General features: G+C 70.9%; 15 protein-coding genes. 8 read left to right on the top strand and 7 right to left on the bottom strand.

Features of this window, described 5'->3' with window-relative positions; translation table 11 throughout:
• Nucleotides 1–58: 58 nt before the first annotated feature.
• Together AB0F15_RS35610 and AB0F15_RS35605 are read left to right on the top strand one after the other, a co-directional pair.
• Nucleotides 59–3,181, top strand: coding sequence for a GH92 family glycosyl hydrolase (locus AB0F15_RS35610; RefSeq protein ID WP_360280350.1), 3,123 nt, complete (start codon nucleotides 59–61; stop codon nucleotides 3,179–3,181).
• On the top strand, nucleotides 3,178–5,262 hold the full coding sequence (locus AB0F15_RS35605) for an FUSC family protein (RefSeq protein WP_360280347.1): 2,085 nt from the start codon (nucleotides 3,178–3,180) through the stop codon (nucleotides 5,260–5,262). Before AB0F15_RS35610 ends, AB0F15_RS35605 begins: the two co-directional genes overlap by 4 nt.
• Nucleotides 5,263–5,327: 65 nt before the next feature.
• On the opposite strand, the gene AB0F15_RS35600 is transcribed toward AB0F15_RS35605, so the two are convergent.
• Both AB0F15_RS35600 and AB0F15_RS35595 read right to left on the bottom strand, forming a co-directional pair.
• Nucleotides 5,328–5,957, bottom strand: coding sequence for a DUF4360 domain-containing protein (locus tag AB0F15_RS35600; RefSeq protein ID WP_360280344.1), 630 nt, complete (start codon nucleotides 5,955–5,957; stop codon nucleotides 5,328–5,330).
• 393 nt (nucleotides 5,958–6,350) lie between these two features.
• Complete coding sequence (locus AB0F15_RS35595) at nucleotides 6,351–6,740, bottom strand: nuclear transport factor 2 family protein (RefSeq protein ID WP_360280341.1); 390 nt, start codon at nucleotides 6,738–6,740, stop codon at nucleotides 6,351–6,353.
• Nucleotides 6,741–6,834: 94 nt separating this feature from the next.
• Here AB0F15_RS35595 and AB0F15_RS35590 point away from each other — a divergent pair, with 94 nt between their 5' ends.
• On the top strand, nucleotides 6,835–7,269 hold the full coding sequence (locus tag AB0F15_RS35590; RefSeq protein WP_360280338.1) for a MarR family winged helix-turn-helix transcriptional regulator: 435 nt from the start codon (nucleotides 6,835–6,837) through the stop codon (nucleotides 7,267–7,269).
• A 125-nt stretch (nucleotides 7,270–7,394) separates the two neighbouring features.
• Complete coding sequence (locus AB0F15_RS35585) at nucleotides 7,395–8,381, top strand: malate dehydrogenase (protein WP_360280335.1); 987 nt, start codon at nucleotides 7,395–7,397, stop codon at nucleotides 8,379–8,381.
• A 67-nt stretch (nucleotides 8,382–8,448) separates the two neighbouring features.
• Here AB0F15_RS35585 and AB0F15_RS35580 read toward each other — a convergent pair whose 3' ends face one another.
• Complete coding sequence (locus AB0F15_RS35580) at nucleotides 8,449–8,781, bottom strand: hypothetical protein (RefSeq protein ID WP_360280332.1); 333 nt, start codon at nucleotides 8,779–8,781, stop codon at nucleotides 8,449–8,451.
• Between the two features lie 172 nt (nucleotides 8,782–8,953).
• Between AB0F15_RS35580 and AB0F15_RS35575 the strand changes: the two genes are divergently transcribed.
• Nucleotides 8,954–9,535: an ATP-dependent Clp protease proteolytic subunit gene (locus AB0F15_RS35575; protein WP_360280329.1), complete on the top strand. Its 582-nt coding sequence runs from the start codon at nucleotides 8,954–8,956 to the stop codon at nucleotides 9,533–9,535.
• Nucleotides 9,536–9,666: 131 nt separating this feature from the next.
• Here AB0F15_RS35575 and AB0F15_RS35570 read toward each other — a convergent pair whose 3' ends face one another.
• The 4 genes from AB0F15_RS35570 to AB0F15_RS35555 form a co-directional block, all read right to left on the bottom strand.
• Nucleotides 9,667–11,721, bottom strand: coding sequence for a M3 family metallopeptidase (locus AB0F15_RS35570; protein WP_360280327.1), 2,055 nt, complete (start codon nucleotides 11,719–11,721; stop codon nucleotides 9,667–9,669).
• 92 nt (nucleotides 11,722–11,813) lie between these two features.
• The gene (locus AB0F15_RS35565; RefSeq protein WP_360280325.1) at nucleotides 11,814–12,521 is read right to left on the bottom strand and encodes a histidine phosphatase family protein; all 708 of its coding nucleotides are present in this window, start codon (nucleotides 12,519–12,521) and stop codon (nucleotides 11,814–11,816) included.
• 50 nt (nucleotides 12,522–12,571) lie between these two features.
• A complete protein-coding gene (locus AB0F15_RS35560; RefSeq protein ID WP_360280322.1) occupies nucleotides 12,572–13,414 on the bottom strand; it encodes an undecaprenyl-diphosphate phosphatase in 843 nt (280 codons plus the stop codon).
• A 1-nt stretch (nucleotide 13,415) separates the two neighbouring features.
• Entirely contained in the window at nucleotides 13,416–14,453 is a 1,038-nt protein-coding gene (locus AB0F15_RS35555) for an LLM class F420-dependent oxidoreductase (protein ID WP_360280319.1), read from the bottom strand.
• 87 nt (nucleotides 14,454–14,540) lie between these two features.
• Here AB0F15_RS35555 and AB0F15_RS35550 point away from each other — a divergent pair, with 87 nt between their 5' ends.
• The 3 genes from AB0F15_RS35550 to AB0F15_RS35540 all read left to right on the top strand — a co-directional run bounded on the left by AB0F15_RS35550 (nucleotide 14,541) and on the right by AB0F15_RS35540 (nucleotide 16,839).
• Nucleotides 14,541–15,509: an aldo/keto reductase gene (locus AB0F15_RS35550; RefSeq protein ID WP_360280316.1), complete on the top strand. Its 969-nt coding sequence runs from the start codon at nucleotides 14,541–14,543 to the stop codon at nucleotides 15,507–15,509.
• Nucleotides 15,510–15,604: 95 nt separating this feature from the next.
• A complete protein-coding gene (locus AB0F15_RS35545; protein ID WP_360280376.1) occupies nucleotides 15,605–16,618 on the top strand; it encodes a hypothetical protein in 1,014 nt (337 codons plus the stop codon).
• Nucleotides 16,615–16,839 (top strand): DUF5703 family protein, encoded by a 225-nt coding sequence (locus AB0F15_RS35540; RefSeq protein ID WP_360280313.1) that lies wholly within the window; start codon nucleotides 16,615–16,617, stop codon nucleotides 16,837–16,839. The genes AB0F15_RS35545 and AB0F15_RS35540 overlap by 4 nt, the downstream gene beginning before the upstream one ends.
• Nucleotides 16,840–16,851: the final 12 nt, after the last annotated feature.

The raw sequence follows: 16,851 nt of genomic DNA, 5'->3' as shown, positions 1-16,851 counted from the left end.
GCTGCGGGCAGCAGTGTTTCAGCACGCTGCGCCGTTCGGTGGCGGTTACGGTGGGCGCATGTCCGACGCCGTGTTCTTCTCGTCCTTCGAATCCGGTGACCCGCAGCCGGTGGACCCCGGCCTGCACGTCGGCGACGGCCCGGACCGCTCCCCCACGGCCAAGACCGGTGTGGGCTTCACCGGCCTGCGTGCCCTGCGCTACACCGCCCGGCCCCACGCCGTCCTGTTCGAGCTCGACGCGCCCGTCACCGGGCGCACCGAGCTGTCCTATGTGGTGTTCCCGCAGTCCGATGGCGACATCCCCGCCTACCACGCCACCCGGGTCGGCCTCGACGTCGAATTCGCCGACGGCACCTCCGCCGGGTTCGCCCCGGAAGACGACAAGACGCTGTGGGTGGACCAGTGGAACCGCGTCCGCCGCCCGCTGGGGGCGTTCGCCGGGCACCGGATCAGCCGGATCGTCCTGCGCATCGACGCGCCCGGAGAGATCACCGGCTGGCTCGACGACGTCCGCATCGCCGAACGCCCCGAGCCGCCGCGCGACCCCGTCGACTGCGTCCGCACCACCCGCGGCACGCACTCCAGCAGCGACTTTTCCCGCGGCAACACCTTCCCGGCGACAGCCGTTCCGCACGGGTTCAACTTCTGGACCCCCGTCACCGACGCCGGCGCGACCAACTGGCTCTACTCCTACCACCGCCACAACGACGCACAGAACCGTCCCGCGCTGCAGGCGTTCGTACTGTCCCACCAGCCGAGCCCGTGGATGGGCGACCGGCACACCTTCCACGTCATGCCCGGCACCGGCCCGGTCGAGTCCGACCGCCGCAAGCGCGCCCTGGCCTTCACCCACGAAGACGAGACGGACTCGCCGCACCACTACGGCGTCCGGTTCGCCAACGGGATGACCGCCGACCTCGCGCCGACGTCGCACGCGGCGATCATGCGGTTCACGTTCCCCGACAAACACGGCTGGCTGCTGTTCGACAACGTCCGCAACCGCGGCCGCCTCCGCCTGAACCCCGACACCGGCGTGATCACCGGCTACACCCGCGTCCGCAGCCGGCTTTCGGCCGGGGCGCGCCGGATGTTCGTCTACGCCGTGACCGACGCCCCCGCCACCCGCGGGGCCAAGGTCCGCTTCCCGCCGTGGCGGCGGGTCTCAGGCTACTTCGAGTTCGACGGCCCCGACGTCACGCTGCGGATCGCGACGTCGCTGATCAGCCTGGCCCAGGCCAAGCGCAACCTGGAGCTGGAGATCCCCGCCGGGACGACGGTCGAGGAGGTGAAGGCGCAGGCGAGACGGCTGTGGCAGGAGGAGCTCGGCCGCGTCGAGGTCGAAGGCGCCACCGAGGACCAGCGCACGACGCTGTACTCGAACCTCTACCGGCTGTTCCTGTACCCGAACATCGCGCACGAGAACACGCCCCGGGGGATCCGCCACGCCAGCCCGGTCGTGCGCCGGCGGTGGCCGAGCACCCGCCGTCGGACCGGAGCGGAGGTCGTCGACGGCGAAATGTACGTCAACAACGGCTTCTGGGACACCTACCGCACCACCTGGCCCGCGTACGCGCTGCTGACGCCGGAACGCTGCGGCCGGATGATCGACGGCTTCGTCCAGCAGTACCGCGAAGGCGGCTGGATCTCCCGCTGGTCCTCACCCGGCTACGCCGACCTGATGACCGGCACCAGCTCGGACGTCGCCTTCGCCGACGCCTACCTCAAGGGCGTCCGCGATTTCGACGTCGAGGCCGCCTTCGACGCCGCGCTGAAGAACGCCACCGTCACCCCGCCCCGCCGCTCGGTCGGGCGCAAGGGCCTCGAGCAGTCGATCTTCCTCGGCTACACCCCGGTGTCCGTCCACGAAGGACTGTCCTGGGCGCTGGAGGGGTGCATCAACGACTTCGGCCTGGCCAACCTCTCGACCGCACTCTCCCGCGAAAGCGACGGGCCGCGAGCCCGGATGTACGCCGACTACGCCGCCTACTTCCGCGAGCGTGCGAAGCACTACGTCCACCACTTCGACCCGAAGATCGGCTTCTTCCAGGGCCGTCACCGCGACGGCCGCCGCAAGTTCGTCCCCGAAGGCTACGACCCGGCCGCCTGGGGCGGCGACTTCGTCGAGACCAACGCCTGGAACACCGCCTTCACCGCGCCCCACGACGGACCCGGCCTCGCCGCCCTCCACGGCGGCACCGCGGGCCTCGAAGCCAAGCTCGACACCTTCTTCGCCACCCCGGAGACCGGCCGCCGCCCCGGCGCCTACGGCGGCCTCATCCACGAGATGACCGAGGCCCGCGACGTCCGCATGGGCCAGTACGGCCACTCCAACCAGCCCTCCCACCACATCCCCTACGTCTACAACCACGCCGGCGCACCCGCGAAGACCCAAGCCGTCGTACGGGAAGTGCTGCGGCGGCTCTACCTCGGCAGCGACCTCGGCCAGGGCTACCCCGGCGACGAGGACAACGGCGAAATGTCCGCCTGGTACGTCTTCAGCGCCCTCGGCTTCTACCCGCTGGCCGTCGGCAGCCCGCGCTACGCCATCGGCTCGCCGCTGTTCGAGAAGGCGACCGTGCACCTCGGCGAAGGCCGGAAACTGGTCGTCCACGCCCCGGGCAACACCGACGACACCGTCTACGTCCGCGGGCTCACCGTGAACGGCGAGCCGCACGAAAGCACGTCGATCGGCCACGCCACCCTCGCCGGCGGCGCCGAGCTGGTCTTCGACCTGACGACCGAACCCACCGGCTGGGGCGCCCCGCCACCACTCCCCGAGCACCCGGACCCGGTCACCGACCTGACCGGCACCGCGACCAGTTCCGACGGCACCAAGATCGGCGCGCTCTTCGACGACACCACCCGCACCCAGGTCACCTTCCGCAGCGCCACCCCGGCGATCGAATTCAACGTCACCGGCGAACCCCGCGAAGTCACCCTGTACACCCTGACCTCCGGCGACCGCCGCGGCGACCCGAGCGCGTGGGTCCTGGAAGGCTCCGACGACGGCGCCGCCTGGACCACCCTGGACGAACGCGACGGCGAACTGTTCCGCTGGCGCCGCCAGACCCGCCCGTTCGCCCTCGCCACCCCGGCCGCCCACGCCCGCTACCGGCTGCGGATCACCGCCACCCGCGGCCGCCGCGTCACCCTCGCCCAGTGGGAGCTGCTCGCCCGATGAACCACCTCCGCACCGCTGCCCTCGACCGGTTCGCGGCGGCCGACCCCGGCCTGGTCCGGCTGCGCCTGGCCGGCTCCGCCGTGCTCGGCATCATCCTCGCCGTGGCCGCGCTCCTGCCCGCGCACCTGCCCCTCACCGTGATGCTCGTCGGCGCCATCGCCGCGATGATGACCGCGTTCACCGTCAACGACCCCACCCCCGGCGGCCAGGCCGTCACCCTCGCGCTGGCCTTCCTCACCGGCGGCGCGTCGATCACCGTCGCCAGCCTCGGCTCGACCCTGGCCCCGCTCGACAGCGTCCTGTTCGTCCTGCTGATCTTCGTCGCCGTCTACGCCCAGCGCTTCGGCGCCCGCGGCACCGCACTCGGCTCCATCGCCTTCTTCCTGTTCTTCTTCCCGATGTTCCTGCAGGCCCACGTCAGCCAGGTCCCGCAGCTGCTGATCGCGCTCGGCGTCGGCGTCCTCGCCAACGCCGTCGTCCGGTTCGTCCTGCTGCGGCACAATCCCGAAGCCGAGTTCCTCCGGGTCCGCCGAGCCTTCCGCGCCCGCCTCGGCGCCGTCGTCCGCGCCACCGAAGCCCTCCTGGCGGTCAACGGCAGCGAGCGCACCCGCAAACAGCTGCGCTCGGCCATCAGCCGGCTCCACGAATGCGTCCTGCTCATCGAGGACGCCGCCCCCGACGTCGTCGACGCCCGCGCCGCCGACCGCCTGCGCCGCCGCGCCATCGAGGTCGAACTCGCCGTCGGCTGGCTCGCCATCACCGTCCAGCGCACCTGCTCCGACGAACTCACCGCCGAGGTCCGCGACGACCTCATCGCCCGGCTCGCCCGCTTCCGCGCCCTCATGGAACGCGACCCACGCGAGCTGCCCCTGATCAGCGAGACCGGCGAATACAGCCGGATGCTCGTCGAAGGCAGCCGCATCGGCGAGCACGCCGCCCCCGGCGACGGCGTCCGCAAGGCACTGGCCGAGCTGGCACTGGCCGACGACCGCGCCCAGCGCGCCGCCACCCCGGAGTCCACGGCGGACCCGCTCGACTCCACGGAAGACGAGCCGACGCCGAAGTTCGCCTACGACAACCGGACCCGCAGCGCCATCCAGGCCGTCGTCGGCGGCGGGCTCGCCGTGCTCGGCGGCGAACTCGTCTCCCACCAGCGCTGGTACTGGGCCGTCCTCACCGTGTTCGTGGTGTTCATCGGCGCCTCCAGCGCCGGTGCCACCTTCGTCAAGGGCGTCCGGCGCCTCGGCGGCACCCTGATCGGCATCGTCGGCGGTGTCCTGCTCGCGCTCCTGGTCGGCGGCAACACCGCGGCCACCCTCGGCCTGATCCTGGTGTGCGTGTTCGGCATGGTCTACACCGCACGGGTCTCCCAGGTGGTGATGGCCTTCTTCGTCACCAGCATGCTCGGCCTGCTCTACAGCCTGCTCGGCACGTTCAGCCTCCAGGTGCTCTGGATCCGCGTCGCCGAAACCGCCGTCGGCGCCGCCGCCGGCATCCTCGCCGCGGTCGTCATCGTCCCGGTCCGCACCCGCTCGGTCATGCTCGACGACATCGCCGCGGTGCTCGACGACCTCGAAGAGTTCCTCGAACACACCCGCGGCCTCCTCGCCGGCGAGGAGAACGTCAACATCATCGAGCTCTCCCGCGACCTCGACCGCAGCGTCGAACAGGTCCGCACCACCATCGAACCGCTGACCCACCCGGTCAACTTCCGCAGCGCCCGCCGCGACTACGGCTGGCACGTGCTCACCACCCTCGAAACCATCGCCTTCCGAGCACGCCACGTCGCCGCCCGCGCCCAGCCCGGCCAGCTCGCCGGCCCCGACACCGACCGGCTGCGGCTGTTCACCGGACGGCTGCTGGCCAACATCGACGTCCTCCGCAAAGCGCTGAACGCCCCGGGTGGCCCCACACCCGGCACGCTCGTGCGCGACGACGGCACCCCCGTCTCCGACCGCGTCCAAGCCGCCGAGACCCGCGCCGTCCTCTCCAGCCTCAGCCACCTCGACGAGGCCCTCGTCTCCCTCGGCCGCGTCTTCGGCGTCGAAGCCACCGACCCCCGGGTCCCGGCGAAGCCGTGACCGGCCGGAGCGGCGCGGCTTTCCGGCCGCGCCGCCCCTCTCCACCTCCGGTCACCCGGAGCCGATCACGGACAGGTCAGCCACGCGAAGTGGTACGTCGTGGTGATGCTGCCGTCGGTCGAGTCCATCGTGACGTAGCTCGTCGTCTTCTTCGGATCCGACGTCCCGGCCGCGGACCGCAATTCCGTGTTGACGTTCAGGTTGCGTTCCTCACCACACGGCTTGAACGCGATCGCGCCCACCTCAGTCGAATCGGTGAAATGCCAGTCGTCCTCGAACGGCCCGGTCAGCGGGTGTTGCACGTACGCCGTCGGAGAATTGCCCTGGAAATAATAGTTCGCTCTTTCCAGGCCGGTCGCACCACGTTCCAGGTGCGCGAATCCACGGTAGTCGGCCTGCGCGATTCCGTAGGTGAACCCCTGCGGCACGTGCACCCGCAGGCCGATCTGGCAGTTCTTCCGGGCGTCCAGCGGCCCGGCACCGACGCCGACCAACGCCGTGTAGGCGCTGTAGGTCACGGTGAACGCCGTATTGTCCTGCGAGACAGCAACCGCGGACGTGCCGGTCGGACACCCGGTGCCGATGGCGTTGACGACGTCGATGACGATTTTGTCGGGCGGCGGAGGGTTGTTCCACGAATGCGGGGTGACCACTGAGGACAGCGCCATTACGGCAGCAACGACCGCAGACAGCATTGGAATCCTTCCCAATACATTCAAATTGGGTACGGGGGCCGGACCATGGTAGCGGAAGGATCATGGAAGCAAACCCCGCTGAACGGAGCAACGCGGCGTAGCCGTCCCACCACGCGGCATTGCTCACGTTCCGATAATTTTCGGCCGCCACATTCCGGTGACCGTGAAAAAAGGGACAGGGAAAACGATTTCGCGCCCCCGGTCCCCCGGCCGGCGGCGACGATCACCCCCGCGACGTCCGGCTCCGCCCCACCAGCCCGGCGGCGCGGCCCAGCGTTCCCGCCCCCGGCGTGGCCGCACTCCGCCTGCTCATCGGGTGCCGCCCGGCCCCTTCAGCGCGGCCGGTGACACCCACGATCGTGTGGTTCGGTTCGACGCTGATCGCCGCGATCCTCAGGCACCGAACGGCGGCGGACCGCCGATCGGGCTCAGGTGCAGGCCGGCCAGCCGCCAGCGGCCGCCCTCGCGAACGAGCACGTGCGTGCCGCGGAACCGGCCGTTCGCCGGGTTCCCCTGGAACGTGGCCACCTGCTCGTGCACGCCGATCGCGATCGCGGTGCCGCCGAAGTCGCGGACCTCGACATCGGACCAGGTCAGCTTCTCGGTGACCAGCCCGCCGCCGCCGTAGCGCGCCAGCCACTGGTCACGGTCCAGCACGAAGCCCAGCGGCCCGACCAGGCGGAACCCGTCGGCGGCCAGACCGGCCAGCACCTCGGTGTCGCCGCGTTCCTCCGCCGCGGCCCACGTCCGGCCGAACTCGCGGACCTGCTCTTCGGTGCTCATCGCGTTCCCCTTCCGGTCGACGTCTCAACGTTAGAAGCCTAACCATTAGATGTCAAACGCTTAGGGTACTCAGCAACTGAGCTAAAGTCCGACCGTGCCACCACCCACCACCGCCCCCATCGGCGTCGTCCTCGCCCGCACCGCCAAAACCGCCGGCCGCGCCTTCGACCAGGCCCTCGCCGCCGCGGGCGGCTCCCAGCCCATCTGGCAGATCCTCATCTCCCTCAAAACCAGACCCGCCGCCAACCAGCGCGAACTCGCCGACGCCGTCGGCATCCAGGGCGCCACCCTCACCCACCACCTCAACGGCATGGAAACCACCGGACTCGTCACCCGCCGCCGCGACCCCGCCAACCGCCGCGTCCACCTCGTCGAACTCACCGAAGACGGCGAGAAGCTCTTCCACCGCCTCGCCACCGCCGCCATCGCCCACGACCAGCGCATGCGAAAAGACCTCAGCGAGACCGAGATCGCCCAGCTCGCCGACCTGCTCACCCGCCTCGCCCACAACGTCACCGACACCTCGTGAGTGGTAAGTCGGGTTCTAACCCGACTTACCACTCACGAGCGTGACCGGACGCACCCGACCAGCGACGCCGAGGAGGGATAGGCTCCACAGCACTAGCCAAAGTCGTCTCAAGCTGGAGAACCGCAATGACCCAAGCCCCTGTCAACGTGACCGTCACCGGCGCCGCCGGCCAGATCGGCTACGCGCTGCTGTTCCGCATCGCGTCCGGTCAGCTCCTCGGCCAGGACGTCCCGGTGAAGCTGCGGCTCCTCGAGATCCCGCAGGCGGTCAAGGCGGCCGAGGGCACCGCGATGGAACTCGAAGACGGCGCATTCCCGCTCCTGGCCGGCACCGACATCTTCGACGACCCCAAGCAGGCCTTCGAAGGCACCAACATCGCCCTCCTCGTCGGCGCCCGCCCCCGCAGCAAGGGCATGGAGCGCGGCGACCTCCTCGAAGCCAACGGCGGCATCTTCAAGCCCCAGGGCGAAGCCATTAACGCCGGCGCCGCCGACGACATCAAGGTCCTCGTCGTCGGCAACCCCGCCAACACCAACGCCCTCATCGCCCGCTCGCACGCCCCCGACGTCCCGGCCGAGCGCTTCACCGCGATGACCCGCCTCGACCACAACCGCGCCCTCGCGCAGCTCGCCAAGAAGCTCGGCGTCCCGGTGACCGAGCTCAAGAAGGTCGCCATCTGGGGCAACCACTCCGCCACCCAGTACCCCTCGGTCCAGCACGCCGAATTCGGCGGCAAGAGCATCGCCGACGCCGTCGACCAGGCCTGGCTGGAGAACGACTTCATCCCCACCGTCGCCAAGCGCGGCGCGGCGATCATCGAAGCCCGCGGCCTCTCCTCCGCCGCCTCGGCCGCCTCCGCCGCCATCGACCACGTCCACACCTGGGTCAACGGCACCCCCGACGGCGACTGGACCTCCGCCGCCGTCGCCTCCGACGGCTCCTACGGCGTCCCCGAGGGCCTCATCTCGTCCTTCCCGGTCACCGCGAAGAACGGCAAGTACGAGATCGTCCAGGGCCTCGAGATCGACGACTTCTCCCGCGCCCGCATCGACGCCTCCGTCGCGGAACTCGTCGAAGAGCGCGACACCGTGCAGAAGCTCGGCCTCATCTGAGCCGCACCCACGAAAAAGGCGCCGCCGTCACCCCGTGACGGCGGCGCCTTTCCGCGCACCCGAACCGTCAGGCAGCAACGATGCTCGTACGGGTCCGCAACAGAGCCTCGGCGCTCAAACCTCCCCGCAGACCACCGACCTCACCGGTGAGGTCGTCCCCGCTGTCGGTGTAGCCACCGGCCACTCCGGCCCCGTAAGCGGCGGCGGTCGCGGCGATGAACCCCAACGCGTACCCGGCGGCCTTGCCGAAAGCCCGCGCACCGGCGTGCGCGGTCACCTTGGCGGCCGTGGCCGCGGCGGCGGCCGCACAGCTCACCAGCAGCGGCACCACGGGCGTCTCGACCTCCAAGACGACGAGCTTTCCGGACTGTGCCCCGGCGGTCTGTTCGATCCTGTTCATCAACTGTCCCTCGACGTAGTACCGGCTTGATCACGCCCGAGGCTAACTTCGCCCCACCGGCCACACATCCACCGAACTAACGAGACACAAAGCGGATCTCGCCCGCAGCGAACACCGCACGCCCACAGCGAAATCCCCACCTGCCGACGATCACCGGCCCTACCGTCGCCCCATGACCCTTCTCGCCGTACCCGAGCTCCACACCCCCGCCCAGGCCCCCAACGACTCGGTCTACGACCAGCTTCTGCGCGACCGCATCGTCTTCCTCGGCTCCGAAGTCAACGACGACGTCGCGAACCGGATCATCGCCCAGCTGCTCCTGCTGGCCGCCGACGACCCCGCGAAGGACATCACCTTCTACATCAACTCACCCGGCGGCTCGGTGACCGCCGGCATGGCCGTCTACGACACCATGCAGCACGTCAAACCCGACGTCTCCACGTGGGGCCTCGGCTTCGTCGCCTCCATGGGCCAGTTCCTGCTCTCCTCCGGCACCCCCGGGAAGCGCCACCTGCTCCCGAACACGCGGATCGTCATGCACCAGCCCTCGGCCGGCATCAGCGGCGCCGCCACCGACATCGCCATCCAGGCCGAAGTCTTCGGCAAGATGAAACGCCGCATCGCCGAAATCACCGCGCGCCAGACCGGCCAGAGCGTCGACCGGATCACGGCCGACGCGGACCGCGACCGCTGGTTCGACGCCGACGAAGCCCTCTCGTACGGCTTCGTCGACCACATCGTCGCCGGCGCCTGATCGAAGCCCGGGCCTTCGATGCCTTTCTTTGTACGAAAGGTGCCTGGGGCAAGTTTTTAGAAAACTGCCCCGAAGTATAGGTCGTTATACACTTGATGAGTTCGAGCGATCTGCCGGGCTCAGCTGCTGGCTCAGACTCCGTCGAGGCCGCGGCGGATCAGCAGGGGCTCGATCTCGGGGTCGCGGCCGCGGAAGGCGCGGAACGCGTCCATGGGATCGATGCTCCCTCCCCTGCCGAGCAGGGTGCGGCGGAAGTGGTCGCCGTTTTCGCGGGTGAGGCCGCCGTTCTCGCGGAACCACTGCACGGTGTCGGCGTCGAGGACTTCGCTCCAGATGTAGGAGTAGTACCCGGCGCTGTAGCCGCCGCTGAAGATGTGGGCGAAGTACGTCGTGCGGTAGCGCGGCGGGATCGCGGCGACCGCGACGCCGGCCTTCACGAGCGCCTCGGCCTCGAACGGCTGGACCTCCCCCACGTGGTCGTCGACGCCGAGGCCGTGCCAGGCCTGGTCGAGCAGGGACGCCGCGAGGTATTCGGTGGTGGAAAAGCCTTCGCCGTACTGCTGGGCGGCGAACAGCTTCTCGACCTGTTCCTGCGGCAGCGCCTCCCCCGTCTCGTGGTGCTTGGCGTAGTGGGCCAGGACTTCCGGCCACAGCATCCACATCTCGTTGACCTGGGAGGGGTACTCGACGAAGTCACGCGGGACGTTGGTGCCGGAGAACGTCGGGTAGCGGACCGACGAGACGAGCGCGTGGAGGGCGTGGCCGAACTCGTGGAACGCGGTGACGACCTCGTCGAAGGTGAGCAGGGTCGGCTCCCCCGCCGGCGGCTTGTTCACGTTGAGCACGTTGACCACGACCGTCTTGCGGCCGAGCAGCTCGGACTGGTCGACGAAGGTGTTCATCCAGGCGCCGCCGCGCTTGGCGTCGCGGGTGTACAGGTCGAGCAGGTACAGGCCGAGCGGGGTGCCGTCGGTGTCGAAGACCTCGAAGGTCCGGACCTCCGGGTGGTACTTCGGCAGGTCGTCCCGTTCGGTGAACGTCAGGCCGTACAGCTGGGTCGCGGCGAAGAAGACGCCGTCGAGGTACACGCGGCCGGCCTCGAAGTAGGGGCGCAGTGCCTCGGTGTCGACGTCGAAGCGCTCGCGGCGGACCTGGGCGGCGTAGTACGGCCAGTCCGACGGCCGCAGCTGCGCGCCCGGCACGTCGGCCTCCAGCAGCTGCTGGAGTTCCGCGGCTTCGGCGCGGGCGTTCGCGACCGCGGCGGGGGCCAGCCGCTCCAGCAGCCCGGCGGCGGCTTCGGCCGTCTTCGCCGTCTCGTCCGCGATGACGTACGCGGCGTGGCTGGGGTAGCCGAGCAGGGCGGCCCGTTCCGCGCGCAGCCGCACGATGTCGGCGACGACGGCGTTGTTGTCGCAGGAGTTGCCGCGGTTGCCCCGTGCCATCGACGCGGTGTGGATGCGCTCGCGGACGGCACGGTTCCGCAGCGTCTCCAGCGGCGAAGCCTGACTGGTCGGCAGGCTCAGCGGGAGCACGTACTTGCCGTCCTCGCCCCGGGCGGAAGCCGCTTCGGCCGCGGTGGCGATCGCGCCTTCGCCGAAGCCGGCCAGCTCGGCGCGGTCGGTGATGACGACGGCGAGGTCGTTGGTGTCCTTGAGCAGGTTCTGCTGGAACGTCGTCTGCAGGGTGGACAGCTGCGCGTTGAGCTCCCGCAGCCGGGCCTGCTCCGCCTCGCCGAGCCCGGCGCCCGCCCGGCTGAAGTCGAGGTGCCGCCGTTCCAGCAGCCGCCGCGACTCCTCGTCCAGGCCGAGTTCGCCGCGCTGCGCGTGGAGGGCGTCGATCCGGGCGAACAGCTGCGGGTTCAGGTGGACCGCGTCGTGGTGGGCGGCCAGCCTCGGCGCGAACTCCGCCTGGATCGCCTGGATCTCGTCGGTGCTGTTGGAGCCGGACAGGTTGTAGAACACGCTCGCCACGCGGCCCAGCAGCTCGCCGGCGCGCTCGAGGGCCACGATGGTGTTCTCGAACGTCGGCTCGGCGTCCTGCGCCGCGATCTGCTCGATCTCCGCGGCGTGCTCGGCCAGCCCGGCCTCGAAGGCGGGCCGGTAGTGCTCGTCGGAGATCCGGTCGAAGGGCGGCAGGGCGTAGGGCAGCTCGCTGGGTGCGGCGAACGGATTGTCCGGCGAAATCATCGGGCAGGCTCCTGGTCGGGGAAAACACTCGGTCCCGCCACCCTACGGGGTCCCCCGGTGTGCATGTCAGCGCTTTCCGGAGGTGGCCGGGGTCACGCGCCCGTGGTACCGCCCACGACGGCGTCGCTGCTCCCGGCGGCCTTCTTGCCCCGCTTCGGCTTCGGTTCCGGTGGCACGATGCCGCGCAGGTCGCCGGCGTTGTCGTTGACCCGCATGACGAAGGGCCGCGTCTCGGTGTAGCGCACGACCGAAAGGGACGCCGGGTCGACGACGATCCGCTGGAACGCGTCGAGGTGCTGGCCGAGCGCGTCGGCCAGGATGGACTTGATGACGTCGCCGTGGCTGCACAGCAGCCAGACGGCGTGGTCGCCGTGCTCGGCGGTGATCCGCCGGTCGTGGGCGCGGACGGCGGCCACCGACCGCGCCTGCATCGCCGCGAGCCCCTCGCCGCCGGGGAAGACCGCCGCCGAGGCGTGCGCCTGCACCACGCGCCAGAGCGGTTCCTTCGCCAGGTGCTTGAGCTCCTTGCCGGTCCAGTCGCCGTAGTCCACTTCGGACAGCCCGGGCTCGACGACCTTTTCGAGCCCGCGGGCGGCGGCCAGCGGGCCGACCGTCTGCTTGCACCGCAGCATCGGCGAGACGACCAGCCCGGCCAGCGGCACCCCGTCGAGGCGGTCGACCAGCTTGTCCGCCTGGGCGCGGCCGGTGTCGTCGAGGTTGACCTTCGGGGCCCGCCCGGCCAGGACGCCGGAGCCGTTGGCCGTCGACTTGCCGTGCCTCAGCAGAATGACCGTACTCACGGGCCCCACCCTACGTGGGGACCGATCAAGCGGTCCCCACGCGGGCGGCGTCAGTGGCCGACCGGCCCGGCGTTGGGGTCGAGCGCGCCGGTGAAGATCAGCACGAACAGCAGCACGCCGAGGGCCAGCCGGTACACCACGAACGGCACGAAGCTGCGCTTCTTGATGTAGGCCATCAGCCAGGCGATCACGATGTAGCCGACGCCGAAGGCGACCAGCGTGGCCAGCAGCGTCGGGCCCCACTGAGCGGGCACGTCGCCCGAGCCGATGTCCTTGAGCTTGTACACCCCCGAGCCGAACACCGCCGGCAGCGCCAGCAGGAACGAGTACTCGGCCGCTTCGGCGCGGGTGTAGCCGAGCAGCAGGCCCGCGCTGGTGGTGCCGCCGGAGCGGGACACACCCGGGATCAGGGCCAGCGCCTGCGCGAAGCCGAAGCCCAGGCCGTGCGGCACGGTCAGGTCGTCGAGCGTGCGCTCCTGCTTCCCGATCCGGTCGGCGACCAGCAGGATCAGGCCGAACACGATGAGCACGCTCGCGGTGATCCGCAGGTCGCGGAACGCGCTGTCGATCTGGTCCTGCAGCAGCAGCCCGAGCACCACGATCGGCAGCGAGCCGATGATGATCAGCCAGCCCAGCCGGGCGTCCGGGTCGCGGCGCCACTCCGGCTTGTACAGCGAGAAGAACCAGGCGCGCAGGATCTTCCCGATCTTCGGGCCGAAGTAGATGATCACCGCCAGCTCGGTGCCGATCTGGGTGACCGCGGTGAACGCCGCGCCCGGGTCGTCCCAGCCGGCCAGCGCCGCGACGATCCGCAGGTGCGCGCTCGAGGAGACCGGGAGGAACTCGGTCAGGCCCTGGACCAGGCCCAGCACCAGTGCTTCGAACCAGCCCACGTCAGCCCACCCCCGCCAGCTCGAGTGCCTCGACGGCGGTGCGCAGGGCCCGGGCGGGCTCCGGCGTGTACGGCGACACCGACAGGGTCGTCACGCCGGCTTCGGCGTATTCCTTCATCTTCTCCGCGATCCGTTCCTTCGGACCCAGCAGCGACGTCGCGTCGAGGAACTCCGGCGGCACCGCCGCCATCGCCCCCACCCGGTCGCCGGCCAGGTACTTCTCCTGCACTTCGGCGGCCTCGGCCGCGAATCCCATCCGGCACGCCAGCCGGTTGTAGAAGTTCTTCTCCTTGCTCCCCATCCCGCCCAGGTAGAGGGCCGCGTAGCCGCGGACGGCGTCCGCACAGGTCCGCCAGTCGTCGCCGGGCACGAGCGGCACGGACGGGACGACGTCGAAGCCGTCCAGCGTGCGGCCGGCCCGCTCGGCCCCGGCGCGGACGTGGGCCAGCTGCTCCCCCGCGTGGGACGGCGAGAAGAACACCGGCAGCCAGCCGTCGGCGATCTCCCCGGCCAGCTCCAGGTTCTTCGGGCCGATCGCGGCCAGGTAGAGCGGGATGTGCTTGCGGGCCGGGCGGACGGTCAGCCGCAGCGCCTTCCCGGGGCCGTCCGGCAGCGGCAGCGTGAAGTGCTCGCCCTCGAACTTCAGCCGCTCACGGCGCAGCGCCGAGCGCACGATCCCGGCGTACTCCCGGGTGCGGTTCACCGGCGAGGTGAAGCGGACGCCGTGCCAGCCCTCGGACACCTGCGGGCCGGACACGCCGAGACCGAGCCGGAACCGGCCGCCGGACAGCGTGTCGAGCGTTGCGGCGGTCATCGCGGTCATCGCCGGGGTGCGGGCCGGGATCTGCAGCACGGCGGCCCCGACGTCGATCCGCGACGTCTGCGCCGCGATCCACGAGAGGACGGTGACCGCGTCCGAGCCGTAGGCCTCCGCGGCCCACACGACCGCGTAGCCGAGTTCGTCCGCCTGTTTCGCCAGGGCCAGGTTCGCGGGGTCGTTCCCCGCTCCCCAGTAGCCGAGATTCAGTCCGAGTCGCACGGGGCCAGACCCTAACGGGGGGCCAAGATCGCGACACGACTCACCTTGGTCTCCTCGGGAGGGAGCCGCCCACTAGGCTCGGCGGTCGTGGAAAAGCGACTGCTCGGCCGCTCGGGACTGCGCGTCTCCCGGATGGCGCTCGGCACCATGACCTGGGGTGGCGACACGGACGCGGAGGAGGCGGCCAGCCAGCTGGTCGCCTTCGTCGACGCCGGCGGCACCCTGGTCGACACGGCCGACATCTACGGCGAGGGCGAGAGCGAGCGGGTCCTCGGCTCCCTGCTGGGCGACCTCGTGCCCCGCGACGACGTCGTCCTCGCGACGAAGGCGGTCGCCCGGCGCACCGACGGCCCGTTCGGCGGCGGCGCCTCCCGCGGCGCCCTGCTCACCGCGCTCGACGGCTCGCTCAAACGGCTCGGCACGGACCACATCGACCTCTGGCAGCTGCACGCCTGGGACGACTGCGTGCCCCTCGCCGAAACGCTTTCCGCCCTCGAATACGCCGTGACCAGCGGAAAGGTCCGCTACGTCGGCGTCTCCAACTACGCGGGCTGGCAGCTGGCCACGGCCGCCGCCGGTGCGCCGGCGCTCGCGCCGATCGTCTCCACCCAGGTCGAGTACTCGCTGCTGGAACGCGGAGTCGACCGCGAGGTCGTGCCCGCGGCCGGGCACCACGGCGTCGGGCTGCTGCCCTGGGCCCCCCTCGGCCGGGGCGTGCTGACCGGCAAGTACCGCACCGGGACGCCGGCCGACTCTCGCGGCGCGAACAGCGCGTACGCCGGTTACGTCGAGCACCACCGCACCGACCGCGCCGCCCGGATCGTGCAGGCCGTCGCGACCGCGGCCGACGGGCTGGGCACGTCGCCGCTCGCGGTCGCGCTGGCCTGGGTCCGCGACCGGCCCGGCGTCGTCGCCCCGGTGGTCGGTGCCCGCGACACCGGCCAGCTCACCGGGTCGCTGGCGGCGGAGGGGATCACCCTCCCGCCCGCCATCCGATCCGCCCTCGACGACGTCAGCGCGATCGAGGTCGGCTACCCCGAACGCTGGCCGCGATGAGCGTCAGGTGTCTGTTCGGTGACACGCACGTGACGGCACGAGGATCAAGGAGCATGCTGGTGAAGACCGTCCGCCGGACATCTGGAGGCAGCAACGTGCGTCGGCTCGCCGCCGTGTCGTGGATCGTGCTCCCGCTCGCCGGTGTCCTGGTGCTCTCGGGCTGCTCGTCGGCCAAGTCGACCTCCGACGACCTGCAGATCGTGGCGAACCCGGTGGCGGCGCGCCCGGCCGTCTCCCCCGCGGTGACCGTGAAACCCGCCGGTCAGGTGCTCGGTACCGGAGCGGTGTCGGCCGTCGCCGTGGACGCGAAGACCTCGACCCTCGTCGTGGCGGTTTCCGAGCCGCCGTCACTGCGCCTCTACGACCTGAATGCGCTCGCTTCACCCCCGGTGAATATGCCGTTATACAGCAAGGCGGAGAAGCTGTCCGTCGCGCCGGGGCGGGTGGAGATCGCGGAGCCGGGGGCGGGCGTGGTCCAGCAGCTGACGTTGCCGGACCGGAAGCTGACCGAGACGAAGACGGGCGGGCAGCCGGCGTCGAGCATCGCGTACGGGGCGGATCGGCTGGTGGCGATGGGGGCGGCGAAGGACATCCAGGTGCTGCCGGCGGCGGGTCCGGCGCGGACGATCGGCGGCCAGCTCTACAGCGCTGACGACGTCGTCGACACCGGGGACGGCGTGGTGGTGCTGGACCGGCTGCGGACGGCGGTGTTCTCGGTGGACGTCGCCGCGGGGAAGGTCGACGAAGGTCTGCGTGCCGGGGACGGTGCCGCGAACGCCGTGGCCGATTCGTACGGGCGGGTGCTGGTGACGGACGCGCGGGCGGGGGCGCTGCTGGCGTTCTCGGCCGGTCCGCTGATCCTGCGGCAGCGGTACCCGGTGCCGGGCGGGGCGTACGGGCTCGCTTACGACGCGGCGCGGAGCCTGGCGTGGGTGACGCTGACCGGGCGCAACGAAGTGGCCGGGTTCGACGTCCGCGGCGGCGAGCCCGTGGAGAAGTACCGGTTCCCCACCGTGCGCCAGCCGGATTCGGTGGGGGTGGACGAGAAGAGCGGCCGGGTGATCGTCGGCTCGGCGGCCGGAGAAGGGACCCAGGTGATCCAGCCATGACAGCGGTCAGCGAGGCGGTGGTCGAAGGGGATTGGGAGTATCGCCGTCTGCACCTCCCGCCGGGCGTGTCCCGGCGTGCGGCGGCGACCCAGCTCTCCATCCACGCGGAGTTCGCGGGCTGGGAACTGCGCACCGTCCGGCTTTACGCCGACGGCACGCGCCGGATCTGGTTGCGCCGCAAGAAGACGGCCCAGAGCCTTCCCGGCGCGCTGCCGACTTAGCCCCGGCGGCTC

It is taken from the genome of Amycolatopsis sp. NPDC026612 (genome assembly GCF_040638285.1).
Taxonomy (GTDB): Bacteria; Actinomycetota; Actinomycetes; order Mycobacteriales; family Pseudonocardiaceae; genus Amycolatopsis.
This window is presented reverse-complemented; position numbering and strand designations above follow the sequence as displayed.